Raw genomic sequence first — 13,253 nt, 5'->3', positions numbered from 1 at the left:
CTTTACTGTTCCAGTATGAGCGACTTCTCCTCTGTAGACAATCCCGACAATGCCGGCGGTGGGCTCCCACTGCCGCCCATGGCCCTGTCCCGCTGGGGCACCGCGGCCGAGGCCAAGGACCTGAACGAGGGGATCCGGGGCCTGCTGAGCGACGTGCTGGGCGTGACCGCCGAGACCGCCGTCACGTTCGACCCCGCTGCGGTGACGGCCTCGCCGTCCAGGCTTGACGACGACGACATCGCCGCGCTGGCCGGCCTCGTAGGTGCCGGCAACGTGTCCGTCGACGACGCCCAGCGCCTGCCCCGTGCCCGGGGCAAGTCGACCCCCGACCTCCTCGCATGGCGCCTGCGCCCCGAGGTGGACTGCCCTGACGCGGTGGTGGCCCCGGGTAGCGACGACGACGTGGCGGCCCTGCTGGAGTGGTGCGGACGCGAGTCGGTCGCGGTGGTCCCGTTCGGCGGAGGCACCTCGGTGGTCGGCGGTCTCACCCCGGACGCCGGCGCCCACCGGGCCGTCGTGAGCGTCGACCTGATCCGGTTCGACGAGCTCGAGTCGATCGACACCGAGTCCGGCGAGGCCGTGTTCGGCGCCGGCGTCACCGGTCCCCGCGCCGAGGAGCTGCTGGCCGAGCACGGGTTCTCTCTCGGGCACTACCCGCAGTCCTTCCCGTACGCCTCGCTGGGCGGGTACGCCATGACCCGCTCGTCGGGGCAGAGCTCGGCCGGCTACGGACGGTTCGACGAGATGGTCCGCGGCCTGACCGTGGTGACCCCGGTCGGCGTGATCGAGGCCAGTCGCGCGCCCGCGTCGGCGGCCGGCCCGGACCTGCGGCAGTGGCTGATGGGCTCCGAGGGCGCGTTCGGCGTGTGCACCCGCGTGCGCGTGCGCATCCACCCCGTACCGGAGGTCGTGCGCCACGAGGCGTTCCGCTTCCCGGATTTCGCCACCGGCGCCGCCGCGCTGCGGGCCGTCGAGCAGCAGGGCGCCGGCCCCACCGTCATCCGCCTGTCCGACGAGACGGAGACGATGGTCAACCTGGCCACGGCCACCGAGTCGATCGGCCAGCAGGAGCAGGGTGAGGAGCAGGGCGGCTGCCTGTGCCTGTGCCTGTTCGAGGGCACGCCCGAGCACGCCGAGTCGCGGCAGGCCGAGACGCGCGCGGTGCTCCTGGCCCACGGCGGGACGTCCCTCGGCGCGGGCCCGGCCGAGTCGTGGGAGCACGGCCGCTTCGGCGCCCCCGTGCTGCGCGACTCACTGCTGGACAACGGCGCACTGGTGGAGACGCTGGAGACGGCCACCGATTGGTCGGGGATCCCGGCGCTGCGCGACGCCGTCGTCGTCGCCCTCACCACCTCCCTCGAGGCGAGCGGCACTCCCGCGCTGGTCATGTGCCACATCAGCCACGTCTATCCCACGGGCGCGTCGCTGTACTTCACCATCGTGGCCGGGCAGCGCGGCGAGGACCCGATCGCGCAGTGGATGGACGCCAAGCGCGCCGCGTCCGAGGCGATCGGTGCCCACGGCGGCACCATCACCCACCACCACGCGGTCGGCGTGGACCACCGCCCGTACCTCGCGGCGGAGATCGGTGAGGTCGGCGTGCGGATGCTGCGCGCGGTCAAGGCCGCCGTCGACCCGCACGGCGTGTGCAACCCGGGGACACTCATCCCATGAGCGCGAAGCTGATCGACCGCGAGATCCACACCGTCGCCCTGCTGGTCAACCCGGCCGCGGGCGGGGGTAAGGTCGGGGAGGTCGCGGACAGGGCCGAGGCGCGGCTGCGGGACCACGGGATCACGGTGACCCGGCTGATCGGCGCGAGCGCGCAGGAGTCGCTCGAGCTGGCGCGGGCCGCGGTGGCCGAGGGCGTCGACGCGCTGGCGGTGTGCGGCGGCGACGGCATGGTCTCGCTCGCGGTCAAGGCGCAGGCCCACTCCGAGGTCCCGGTGGGCATCATCCCCGCCGGCACCGGCAACGACCTGGCCCGCGACTACGGCATCCCGCTCGGCGATCCCGAGGCGGCCGCGGACGTGGTGGCCGGCGGGCGCGTCGAGTGCGTGGACCTGGGGCAGGCGACGCCCGACGGCGACCAGCCGCAGGTGTTCGGGTCGATCCTCTGCGCAGGGCTCGACTCCAAGGTCAACCGGCGCGTCAACGAGATGCGGGTGCTCGGCGGGCCGCTGCGGTACGTCCTCGCGTCGGTGATCGAGTTCCCGCTCTACCGGCCGCGCCGCTTCCGGATGACGTTCGACGCCGGGCTGCCGACCGAGGAGGTCGTCGAGACCGAGGTGCTGCTCAGTGCCTTCGCGATCACTCGCAGCTACGGCGGCGACATGAGGATCGCGCCGGACGCGGACCGCTCGGACGGGCTGCTCGACGTGGTGTACGTGGGCCGGATCCCCAAGCTCCGGTTCGCGTGGCACTTCCCCAAGATCTACTCGGGGCGGCACGTGGACCTGGACCGGGTCGTGACGCGGCGCTGCCGGACGGTCCGGCTCGAGGCCCCGGACGTCGAGGCGTTCGCCGACGGCGATCCGGTGGCGCCGCTTCCGGTCACGGTCGAGGTGCTGCCGGGCGCGGGTCGGTTCCTCGTGCCGCGGTCACTCCAGTCACACAAGCCCCACCAATAACTGCAGGTCACAGGCGTTTCCGAATCGGCTATATCATCTGTCAAACGGTTCGCTTCAGGCTCGCCGAGGCGGCATGATCACCACCATGCGCTCCAGGCTCATCACGTCACTCGCGACCGTTGCCGTCACCTCCGCCGCTCTGATCGGGGGTGGCGGTGCGGCGACGGCGTCCGCTCAGGCGGTGCCGTCGTTCGTCCCGCCGCACCTTGTCCCCCAGGCCGAGCAGGTGCTCTCCCAGGTGCGCGCGGCGCTGCCCCCCGAGGTGTGGGCGGCGGCCGGATCGACGGGCATGACCTACCAGGACGTCTCCGGCGGGCTGCGCGAGGGCATCATCGCGGAGATCAACGGCTACCGCCTGGCTCACGGCCTCGGCACGCTCGCGCCGAACCCCGGACTCGACCACGAGGCCCAGGCGTGGGCGGAGTGGCTCGCGGCGCGCGATGTGGTGGTGCACAACGACGCGCTGATCAACCGCGGGCACGGCGAGAACATCGTCTCCGCCGGGACCTTCTGCGGCGCAGCCTGTCTCGTGGACCTGTGGAAGCGCTCGCCCGGCCACAACGTGAACCTGCTCGATCCCGATTACCGTTCGGCGGGCATGGGCATTGCCTACGGAGCCGGGAAAGTTTTCGTGGTACACAACTTCGCGTACTGATGTAGTAGGCGACGAGGGAGACCATGTCCGAACGGATCACACGAGCACTGAGGCTCAAGACGGACCCGGGGATCTTCCTCACCACGGTCGGGATCATGGTGGCGTTCGTCGTCATCACGATCCTCTTCGGTGGCTGGGTGGGAGAGGTCTTCGGCGTCGCCTCGACCTGGATCATGACCAACCTGGGTTGGTTCTACATCTTCGGCGTCACGGCCTTCCTGTTCTTCCTGATCTGGATTGCGTTGAGCCGCTTCGGCCACGTACGCCTGGGCGCCGACGGCGAGAAGCCCGAGCATTCCACCGCCACCTGGTTCGGCATGCTGTTCGCGGCCGGCATCGGCTCGATCCTCATGTTCTGGGGCGTGGCCGAGCCGATCTCCCACTTCGCCAACCCGCCCCGCGGCGGCGTCGAACCGGGCAGCACGGACGCGGCCAGCCAGGCCATGGCCTTCACGCTGTACCACTTCGGCCTGCACACCTGGACGATCTTCGCGCTGCCCTCGCTGGCGTTCGCGTACTTCATCTACAAGCGCAAGATGCCGCCACGGGTGAGCTCGATCTTCGCGCCCGTGCTGGGCGACAAGATCTTCGGCCCCATCGGCAAGACCATCGACGTGGTGGCCCTCATCGGCACCGTGTTCGGCGTGGCCACCTCGGTCGGCCTGGGCACCCTGCAGATCAACGCCGGGCTCAACGAGCTGTTCGGCATCGCGATCTCGCCGTTCGTGCAGGTGCTCACCATCGCGATCGTCACCACGATCGCGTGCATCTCCGTCGCGCTGGGCTTGGAGAAGGGCATCAAGCGCCTGTCCAACCTCAACATCGCGATGGCGGTCGGACTGCTGATCTTCATCCTCATCACGGGCCCGACGCTGTTCCTGCTCAAGGGCACGGTCGAGTCGCTCGGTGTGTACCTCACGTCGTTGCCGGAGCTGGCACTGTGGAACAACGTCTTCCCGGCCAGTGACGACCTGGCCTCGTGGCAGAACACCTGGACCGTCTTCTACTGGGCGTGGACAATCACCTGGTCGCCGTTCGTGGGCATCTTCATCGCCCGCATCAGCAAGGGCCGCACGATCCGCGAGTTCGTCTTCGGCGTCCTCGGCCTGCCCGTGGCCTTCTCGGTCCTGTGGTTCGGGATCTTCGGCATGGCCTCGTTCGACATCGAGCTCAACGGCGACGGCGGGCTGGCCGAACGCGTGGCCATCGAGGGCGACATCCCGGGCGCACTGTTCGAGTTCCTGTCGCACTACCCGCTCGCGACGTTCGTCTCCGGCCTCGCCGTGGTGCTCGTGGTGATCTTCTTCACCACGTCGGTCGACTCGGCGGCGATGGTCGTCGACATGATGGCCTCGGGCAAGGACGACGATGTCCAGGTCTCACCCACCCACCAGCGCGTCATCTGGGGTGTGCTCATGGGCGCGGTCGGCGCCACGATCCTCGTCGGCACCGGCGAGGGCGGCCTCACCGCCTTGCAGCAGGTCATCACGGTTATCGGTCTGCCGTTCTTCGTGATGGGCTTCGTGATGATGTACAGCCTCGTGCGCGGCATCAGTGACGACATGGGCGATCGGCTGCCCACGGTCACCCGCCAGTGGGACCGCGCCTACTCGGCCGACGAGCTCGAGAAGAACGAGGAGGCGCCCTCGCCCGAGCCGGTCCATCCGCTGCACTCCCTCCCGGACGGCGAGGACACCCGCCCGGAGGAGGACGACGGGGCCTAGCTGTTACCGACCAGCTAGTGCCCGCGCACGTCGAGCATGGTCATGCCGGCGTGCATCTCCCACACGAGGATCTCGGCGCCGGAGTCCCCGGCGGTGACGCGCCGCCCGCCTGAGGCGGTCATGCGGGCGGCGTCGCCGGTGGCGAGCACGCCCTCGCCCTCGAGCGCCACGGAGCCCACCGGCACGTAGAGGTGAAGGTAGGGGGCGTCGGGGAGTTGGACGGAGCGGCCCGGCGCCAGGCGGGAGGCGAGCAGGGCCGACGTGCGGTTGCGGATCCGGATGGCCGCCCGGTCGGCGTAGGCGGGGAGCCCTCCGGCGACGACGACGAGGGTGTTCTCCAGCTCCCCGGGGTCGATCTCGAGCTGTTCGTATCCGGGGTCCCCTCCGGTCTCGTCCGGCACGACCCACATCTGCACCAGATGGACCGGATCGGTCGGGGTGTCATTGCGTTCGGAGTGGAGGATGCCGCTCCCGGCGCTCATGCGTTGGGCCAGGCCCGGGTAGATGATGCCGCTGTGGCCCTCGGAGTCCTGGTGGACGAGCGAGCCGGACAGGACCCAGGTGACGATCTCCATGTCGCGGTGGCCGTGGGTGTCGAACCCCGAGCCGGCGGCGATGCGGTCGTCGTTGTTCACGAGCAGCCGCCCGAAGTGGGTGTTCATCGGGTCCTGGTGGCGGGCGAACGAGAACGAGTGGCGCGAGTCCAGCCAGCCGCCGCCGTCGTGGGAGCGCGAGAGCGAGCGTCGGATCTTCACTGACACGGGGACCTCCTCGTCTAGTACGTTCGTCCAATACGTCCGTCCAGAAAGTTTGCCGAATATTTGATGCCGTGTCACCGGGCGACGTACGGTGATGAGCGTCACAGTATGTAGGAGGTACGTCCGATGCTGCAGAACGCGCTGATCACCACCCTTCGCGTGGGTGTCGCCACCACCAACGAGGTGGCCCATATCGTCGTGGACAACACGCTCGGCCGATTCCTCAACACCGATCCCGACAAGGTCCGCTAGTACGGCGGCCCCCGCGGAGGTGATGTGCGCCGCACCGGCCCCCGCCCGGGCGCGCATCACCACTGATGTGGCCTAGTCTGGTGCGCATGTCCGACAACCCCTTCGGTCGGGTCATCACCGCGATGGTGACCCCCATGCATGACGACGGCTCGATCGATTTCAACGGCCTGCAGCGGCTCGCGGTCCATCTGGCCGACCATGGCCACGACGGCCTGCTGGTCAACGGCACGACCGGCGAGTCCGCGACGACCACCGACGACGAGGACTATGACTCGGTCGCGGCCGTCGTCGAGGCGGTCGGGGACCGGGTCAAGGTGATGGCCGGCTGCGGCACCAACGACACCGAGCACTCGATGCGCGCGGCCCGCGAGATGGTCGCCCGTGGCGCCGACTCGCTGCTCGTGGTGACCCCGTACTACAACAAGCCCACGCAGCACGGGATCGTCGAGCACTTCCGGATGATCGCCGAGGCCGCCGACCGGCCGGTCATGGCGTACGACATCCCCGGCCGTACCGGCACCGCCCTGGCCACGGACACCATCCGTCAGCTCGCGAGGATCCCTCAGGTGCGCGCGGTCAAGGACGCCAAGTGCGACCTGTTCGAGGCCAGTCGCCTCATGGCCGAGACCGACCTGCTGTGGTTCTCCGGCGACGACGTGCTCAACCTCGCGTTCCTGGCGCTGGGGGCGACCGGCGTCGTCTCGGTCGTCGGCCACATGGCCGGCAACGACTACCGCGCGATGGTCGACGCGGTCGATGCCGGTGATCTCGGTCGTGCCCGGGAGATCCACGCCCGCCTAATCCCGGCCGTGGACGCGATCATGCACACCTCGCAGGGCGCGATCCAGGTCAAGGCGGCCCTGAAGATGCAGGGCATCATCGACTCCGATCGGCTGCGCATGCCGCTGCTCCAGGGGCCGGCCGAGCACCAGGAGAAGCTCCGGACCGGGCTCGCCGCCGCCGGCCTGCTCGGCTAGCGGAACGCCGCCATATCGGTGCAGCGCTGCCACAGATCCGCCGAGACGGCGGCGTCATGTGAGCGGCGCGTCGACCAGGTGATCCGCGGGTAGCCACGCAGCCCCCCGGCCCGGTCGGGACCCACGAACGCGCCGCCGGCGATGCCCGGGACCGTGCCCGCGTACAGGACCGGCAGCGCGCCCTGCTCCGGGCTGAGCCCTGCGCCCGGGATCGAGTTGCCGAGCTCGAAGAACCGGTCGGCGAGGGGGCGGCCGCTCTGCCGGATGAGCTCGGTGGCCGTGTACCCGGGGTGCGCGGCGACCGAGCGCAGACCCCGGCCCTCACGGTCGAAGCGGCGCTGCCACTCGTAGGCGAGCATGATGCAGCCCAGCTTGGAGTTCCCGTACGCGCCCAGCGGGCGGTAGCGGCGGCGCTCCGAGTCCAGGTCGTCGGTGTCGATGCGGCCCCACAGGTGGGCCAGCGAGCCGAGCCAGACGACGCGGTCGGTCAGCAGCGGCGCCAGTCCCATCGTGAGCGCATGGTGGGCCAGCGTGTTGACGCCGAACTGCATCTCGTGGCCCTGGGCGGTGAGGCCGTGGGGGATGTTCATCAGGCCGGCGTTGTTGATGAGCACGTCGATCCGCTCGAGCGCGCCCTCGCCGGTGGTGGCGTCGGCCACGAACGCGGCCACCGAGTCCAGGTCCGCCAGGTCGAGCCGGCGGACCTCGGTGAGCGCCCGCGAGACGGCGGGCAGGGCGGCGCGCGCGGCCTCGGCCTTCTCGGTGTTCCGGCAGGCCATGATCACGCGCGCGCCCCGCTCGGCGAGGGCCCTGGTGGTGGCGAAACCGATCCCCGCGTTGGCGCCGGTGACGACGAAGGTGCGGCCGGTCTGATCAGTGATGTCGGCGGTGTGCCATCTGCGCGAGCGGGTCATGAACGTCAGTCAACCAGCCGCGCCTGGCCTGCGGGCGCCCACCCGTGTGGTAACGCGGGGATATCATCCGCGATGATCTTGTGTCACACTCGTCGGGGGCGCGAGCCCCATCCGCCACACGCGCCACCCTCACTGACCGAGAACCCGGAGTACCTCCATGACGTTCGACCGCCGAACCTTCCTCCGTCGCGCCGGTATCGGCGTGGCCGGGGCCGGCGCCCTCGCGGCGGGCATCACGCCCGCCGTCGGCGCCCAGTCCTCCGTCCCCGCCGGGCTCGGAGGCCTCCCCGGCGCCGGTGCGGGGATCCCGATCGGGACCCTGCTCGACTACGCTTCGGGCCCTCCGTCGGCAGCGGCGATCCGCGCGGCCGGCCACATGGGCGCGGTCCGCTACTGCTCCAACCGTCGTCCCGGCGCCGAGTGGATGAGCGGGAAGCCGCTGCTGCGCCGCGAGGTGGACGACTTCCGCGCCCACGGCCTCAGCATGGTCTCCTGCTACCAGTACGGTCGCGCCGAGACCGCAGACTGGAAGGGCGGGGCCGGCGGCGCGGACACCCACGCGCCCGTCGGTATCCGGATCCACCGGGAGGCCGGCGGCCCGGGCGGTGTGCCGATGTACGTCGCGATCGACGACAACCCGACGTGGTGGCAGTTCGAGAACCAGATCGCCCCGTACCTCGAGCGGTGGCGGCACCACCTGGGCGGCGCCGGTATGAAGCTCGGCGTGTACGCCAACGCCCCCACCATCGACTGGTGCCGTGGCCGCAACCTCGGCGAGTACTTCTGGCAGCACGACTGGGGCTCGAACGGGCGACTCAACCCGCATGCCACCATCCACCAGCTGCCGGTCAAGCAGCAGGTGACCGTGGGTGGTGTGGTGTCGGACCTGAACCGCGTCTACGCCCTCGACTACGGCCAGTGGTGGCCCACCGACTACCTGACCCTGGCTCAGTCCGCGCTCGGCAGCCAGAGCTGACCCGGCACCACCGACACCGACCCACGAAGGCATCTGACCTGGGGTGCCCTGCACGATGCGTGCAGGGCACCCCAGGTCAGGGCCTATTTGCAGGCGGAGGATGACCCGGGCCGCGCGGCTCGGCAACTCACTCGACAGTGATCTCGCCCATCGTCCCCCACTCCTCGCCCTCGAGCGTGGTGTTGATGATCCGCGGGGTGCGCTGCAGGTACTGCGCCGCGGAGCCGGTGAATTCCTGGAAGTGGGCGGAGCCCACGTGCTCGGCGGGGGCGTCGCCGTCGCGGAACGCCTCGCACAGCAGGAACTCGGTGGGCGTCTCGGTGGAGCGGTACCAGTCGAACCAGAGGTTGCCCGGCTCGGCGCGAGTGGCCTCGGTGAATTCGCGGGTGATCTCGAGCCAGGAGTCGGCGTGTTCGGGCTTGACGTCGAAACGGACGTTGATGAGCATCATGCCCCCATGATGCCGCGTTCTCCGAGCGGTGCGACTCGACCCCCGCGACGGCGCGGGCCTACCCTGGGTGGGGTGACCATCGAGCTGAGCATCGAGAACCCGTGCGTGCCGCAGGCGGAGGCCGACTCCTCCGTGCGTGCGGTCTGGAACCAGTTGTCGCTCGACGCGGCCTCCAGCAGGACCGAGCCGCTGATCGCCGGCCTCGTCCTGGACCTCATCGACGGCTGCGATGACCTGGGTGAATCCCTGGCCCGGCTGGCCGCCTCCCGCATCGCGACGCCGGAGATCGGCCGCCACGTGCTGGAGAAGGAGATCCGCGCCGTCCTGGCGGAGAACCCGCGCGTCCTGGAGGCGGTCGCGGCGGACCTCGTGGTGAGCTACGAGCGCAACCCCGCCTACCCCAACTATCTGGTGCCGTACCTGTTCGCCAAGGGGTTCCTCGGCCTGCAGGTGCACCGGGTCGCCCACGAGATGTGGCACTCCGGACGCGTCATGGCGGCCTCGTTCCTGCAGAGCCGCATCTCCGAGGTGTTCGCGATGGACATCCATCCTGCCGCGAGCGTGGGCTCGGGCATTCTGGTTGACCACGCCACCGGCATCGTCGTGGGCGAGACCTGCGTGATCGGCGACGGCGTGTCCATCCTGCAGGGCGTCACCCTCGGCGGTACCGGCAACGAGGACGGTGACCGCCACCCCAAGATCGGCTCCGGCGTGCTGTTGTCCGCCGGCTCGATCGTGCTGGGCAACGTCCGCGTGGGCGACTGCGCGCGGGTGGCCGGCGGCTCGGTGGTTCTGCACGAGGTGCCGCCGCACACCACGGTCGCCGGGGTGCCGGCCAAGGTGGTGCGCCGTCACGCCGAGTCGGTGGTCCCGGCCGAGCAGATGGACCACAAGATCGACTCCGAGGCCTGAGAGCGCATGCGAGTCCTGGTCGTCGACGACGAGCCTGCGCTGCGGGAGAGCCTGCGCCGCGGACTGGTCGCCGGCGGCTGGGCCGTCGACACCGCCGGTGACGGCGAGGCCGGTCTCGCGATGGCCGCAGACGAGGAGTACGACGTCGTGGTGCTCGACATCATGATGCCGCGCCGCAACGGGTATGAGGTGGTGCGCGAGATGCGCCGCCGCGAGATCTGGACGCCCGTGCTCGTGCTCACCGCCAAGGACGGCGAGTACGACGAGGCCGACGCGTTCGACCTCGGAGCCGACGACTACCTGGTCAAGCCGTTCTCGTTCGTGGTGCTGGAGGCGCGCCTGCGCGCGCTGGTCCGCCGGGGCGCCCCCGAGCGCCCCGCGGTGTTCGAGGCCGGTGACCTCGTGGTGGACCCGGCCGCGCGGGAGGTCCGCCGCGGCGAGGAGCGGATCACCGTGACCTCGCGCGAGTACGCCGTCCTGGAGTACCTGATCCGCAACCGCAACCAGGTGGTGTCCAAGGCGCAGATCATGCGGTCCGTGTGGGACTCGGCCTACGACGGCGACGACAACATCGTCGAGGTGTACGTCGGCTATCTGCGCCGCAAGATCGACACGCCGTTCAAGGCGCGTTCGATCGAGACGGTCCGCGGCCAGGGCTACCGGCTCGTGGACAGCACGGCGGGTTAGTCCCCGAACTCCCCGAGCTCCTCGACCGGCAGCTCCACCACGAACCGGGCGCCTCCGTCGGGCGCGTCCTCGACCCGCACGCTGCCGCCGTGGGAACGCGTGATCTCCGCGACGATCGCCAGCCCCAGCCCCGAACCGCCCTTGCCACGCGCGCGGTCGGCATCGAGGCGGGCGAAGCGATCGAACACCGAATGTCGCTGGTCCGCGGGGACGCCGTCGCCGTCGTCGTCGACCACGATCACCGCGCGTGGCGACCCGGGGACCGACCGGTCGACGGTGAGCCCCAGCGACATCCGCTCGCGCGCGTGCCGGCGCGCGTTGTCCACCAGGTTGCGCACCACGCGCTGCAGCGCGTCGGGGTCACCGCACAGGCGCGCCGGCTCCACCGACACCGCCACCTGCAGGCCGGCGCCGGCCGCCGTGCCCAGGCCCCGCGCCCGCGTGCCCTCGGAGAGCACGATGTCGTCGAGATCCACGTCGTCGCGGCGCAGCGGCATCCCGTACTCGTCGTTCTTGGCGAGCAGCAGCAGGTCCTCGACCATCGAGCGCATCCGTGCGACCTCGGGCAGCAGCAGTTCGTCGACGGTCTCCACGTCGACCGGCGTGCCCGAGGTGGAGGACAGCTCGAGCATCGTCGACAGTGTGGACAGCGGGCTGCGCAGCTCGTGGGAGGCGTCGCCGATGAACGCAACCTGCGCGGTGCGGGCGGAATCCAGGCGGGCGAGCATGGCGTTCATGGTCTCGGCGAGGCGGGCGATCTCGTCCTCGGCCTCCGGCACCGGGACCCGCTCGCCGTGGCCGGACGTGGAGATCTCGGCGACCCGTGAGCGGATCGCCTCGACCGGGCGCAGCACGCGGCCCATCGCGTAGTGGACGAACACCGCGGTGGCCAGGCCCGCGACCGGTACGAACGACAGGAACAGGATCGCGCCGGTGTCGAGCAGGGAGTCGTAGCGGTCCGTGCCGGCGCCGACCTGCACGACGAACGTCGTCCCGCGGACGTCCACCCCGACGGAGGTGACCCGCACGTCGTCGCCGTTCGGCGCCCGGAACCGGTGCCGGACCAGTTCCCCCGCCGCCGGCGAGGTCAGCACGGGGACGTTCTCCAGCCCGTGCATGACCTGACCGGCGAGGATCGTCTCGTCGGGGGTGATGATGCGCACCATGTCGACGCCCGCGAGTGGCTCGGCGACGATCTCGAGCGAGGCCTGGGGTCCGCGGGTGGCGAGCTGCCCGGCCACCTCGGCGGCGCGGTTGCGGTTCAGGGTGTCGATCGTGCTGTGCACGGCCGAGCGCAGCATCAGCCACGCGCCGCCGGCCGCGGCGGCCAGCACGAGCATGACGATCGCGGTGGCGATCACGGTGGTCGCGACGCGGATCGGCCACCGGTGGGGGGTCGTGAGGACGTCGCGGTTCAGGGGCACGGTCCCATTGTGCGTGCCCGGCGGGAACTAGAACGCGTGTTAGCGTCGCGGGGTGAGAGAATCGCAGTACAGAGGCCCCGAGCCGCGCCTGGGCGTGACCTTCGACGAGGCCGGGGACGGATCCATCACCTGGCACCAGCCGGTCGGTGACCAGTTCATCGGCCCCGGCGGACGCTTCGCCACGGGCGGACTGGCGGTCCTGGTGGACTCGGGGCTCGGCGCCGAGAACCACCGCCGCCGGCCGAGCGGGATGTGGACGGTCACCACCGAGCTGCGCATCGACCTCGTCTCGCCGCCGCGCGAGGGCTCGACCGGCCTGGGCGTGCGCACGGACCACCTGGGCGGGGACGGCCGTGTCCTCACCACGCGCGGTGAGATCGTCGACGACGACGACGAGGTGGTCGCCGCCGCACTGGTCAAGTCCATGGAGTTCTCGATCGGCGTCGACCCGGACGAGTTCGACGACGAGCCCCCGTGGCCCTCCCTGCTCGCGCCGGGAACGCTGCCGGAGGTGCTGTGCCTGACTCTCGACGAGCGCGATGACGGCCCGGGCGGCACCCGCGCGGTGGAGGCCGTGATCGCCCCGGAGCCCGCGCTGGCCAATCCGCTGGGCAATCTGCACGGGGGAGTGTTCGCGGCGGTCGCGGAGATCGCGGGTGCGGCCGTGTTCCCGCACGAGCGCGAGGTCAGCTCGTCGTCGCTCGAGGTCCACTACGTCCGGCAGGTCCCCCTGGCCGAGCCGGTCACGGTGCGCGCGGAGGTCGTTCACGACGGCCGGAGCTGGGGCATCGCGCGGGCCGCCACGCTCGACGAGCGCGGTCGCGTGTGCGCGGTGGCATCGGTCACCGTCTACGGGCGGCGGTAGGGTCGGCCGGACCGACCGACGAGAGGGG

14 protein-coding genes are annotated in these 13,253 nt (G+C 70.8%); 10 read left to right on the top strand and 4 right to left on the bottom strand.

Annotated features, from left to right (window positions below; all coding sequences use genetic code 11):
• Positions 1-78 precede the first annotated feature (78 nt).
• From K3888_RS05145 to K3888_RS05130, 4 genes are all read left to right on the top strand, one after another.
• Positions 79-1,674 (top strand): FAD-binding oxidoreductase, encoded by a 1,596-nt coding sequence (locus K3888_RS05145; RefSeq protein WP_372459537.1) that lies wholly within the window; start codon positions 79-81, stop codon positions 1,672-1,674.
• Positions 1,671-2,630 (top strand): diacylglycerol kinase, encoded by a 960-nt coding sequence (locus K3888_RS05140; protein ID WP_230929173.1) that lies wholly within the window; start codon positions 1,671-1,673, stop codon positions 2,628-2,630. Before K3888_RS05145 ends, K3888_RS05140 begins: the two co-directional genes overlap by 4 nt.
• Positions 2,631-2,703: 73 nt before the next feature.
• On the top strand, positions 2,704-3,285 hold the full coding sequence (locus K3888_RS05135; protein ID WP_230929172.1) for a CAP domain-containing protein: 582 nt from the start codon (positions 2,704-2,706) through the stop codon (positions 3,283-3,285).
• A gap of 23 nt (positions 3,286-3,308) precedes the next feature.
• Positions 3,309-5,009 (top strand): BCCT family transporter, encoded by a 1,701-nt coding sequence (locus K3888_RS05130; RefSeq protein WP_230929171.1) that lies wholly within the window; start codon positions 3,309-3,311, stop codon positions 5,007-5,009.
• A 14-nt stretch (positions 5,010-5,023) separates the two neighbouring features.
• Here K3888_RS05130 and K3888_RS05125 read toward each other — a convergent pair whose 3' ends face one another.
• Positions 5,024-5,770 (bottom strand): pirin family protein, encoded by a 747-nt coding sequence (locus tag K3888_RS05125; protein ID WP_230929170.1) that lies wholly within the window; start codon positions 5,768-5,770, stop codon positions 5,024-5,026.
• Positions 5,771-5,893: 123 nt separating this feature from the next.
• Between K3888_RS05125 and K3888_RS17590 the strand changes: the two genes are divergently transcribed.
• Positions 5,894-6,019 (top strand): hypothetical protein, encoded by a 126-nt coding sequence (locus K3888_RS17590; protein ID WP_269074846.1) that lies wholly within the window; start codon positions 5,894-5,896, stop codon positions 6,017-6,019.
• Between the two features lie 86 nt (positions 6,020-6,105).
• Positions 6,106-6,996 (top strand): 4-hydroxy-tetrahydrodipicolinate synthase, encoded by an 891-nt coding sequence (gene dapA / locus K3888_RS05120; protein ID WP_230929169.1) that lies wholly within the window; start codon positions 6,106-6,108, stop codon positions 6,994-6,996.
• On the opposite strand, the gene K3888_RS05115 is transcribed toward dapA, so the two are convergent.
• On the bottom strand, positions 6,993-7,910 hold the full coding sequence (locus K3888_RS05115; RefSeq protein WP_230929168.1) for an oxidoreductase: 918 nt from the start codon (positions 7,908-7,910) through the stop codon (positions 6,993-6,995). The genes dapA and K3888_RS05115 overlap by 4 nt on opposite strands.
• A gap of 157 nt (positions 7,911-8,067) precedes the next feature.
• Between K3888_RS05115 and K3888_RS05110 the strand changes: the two genes are divergently transcribed.
• Positions 8,068-8,886, top strand: coding sequence for a DUF1906 domain-containing protein (locus tag K3888_RS05110; protein ID WP_230929167.1), 819 nt, complete (start codon positions 8,068-8,070; stop codon positions 8,884-8,886).
• 127 nt (positions 8,887-9,013) lie between these two features.
• Here the strand turns inward: K3888_RS05110 and K3888_RS05105 are convergent, their stop codons facing one another.
• Entirely contained in the window at positions 9,014-9,337 is a 324-nt protein-coding gene (locus K3888_RS05105) for a putative quinol monooxygenase (RefSeq protein ID WP_230929166.1), read from the bottom strand.
• 72 nt (positions 9,338-9,409) lie between these two features.
• Between K3888_RS05105 and K3888_RS05100 the strand changes: the two genes are divergently transcribed.
• Both K3888_RS05100 and K3888_RS05095 read left to right on the top strand, forming a co-directional pair.
• On the top strand, positions 9,410-10,249 hold the full coding sequence (locus tag K3888_RS05100) for a serine acetyltransferase domain-containing protein (protein WP_230929165.1): 840 nt from the start codon (positions 9,410-9,412) through the stop codon (positions 10,247-10,249).
• A 6-nt stretch (positions 10,250-10,255) separates the two neighbouring features.
• Positions 10,256-10,936, top strand: a complete 681-nt coding sequence (locus tag K3888_RS05095; RefSeq protein WP_230929164.1) for a response regulator transcription factor — start codon at positions 10,256-10,258, stop codon at positions 10,934-10,936.
• Here K3888_RS05095 and K3888_RS05090 read toward each other — a convergent pair.
• Positions 10,933-12,360, bottom strand: coding sequence for a sensor histidine kinase (locus K3888_RS05090; RefSeq protein ID WP_230929163.1), 1,428 nt, complete (start codon positions 12,358-12,360; stop codon positions 10,933-10,935). The two genes, K3888_RS05095 and K3888_RS05090, sit on opposite strands and share 4 nt — an antisense overlap.
• Before the next feature lie 52 nt (positions 12,361-12,412).
• Here K3888_RS05090 and K3888_RS05085 point away from each other — a divergent pair, with 52 nt between their 5' ends.
• Positions 12,413-13,225 (top strand): PaaI family thioesterase, encoded by an 813-nt coding sequence (locus tag K3888_RS05085; RefSeq protein WP_230929162.1) that lies wholly within the window; start codon positions 12,413-12,415, stop codon positions 13,223-13,225.
• Positions 13,226-13,253: the final 28 nt, after the last annotated feature.

Origin of the sequence: Dietzia aurantiaca (genome assembly GCF_021033825.1) — a bacterium.
Lineage (GTDB): Bacteria > Actinomycetota > Actinomycetes > Mycobacteriales > Mycobacteriaceae > Dietzia > Dietzia aurantiaca.
This window is presented reverse-complemented; position numbering and strand designations above follow the sequence as displayed.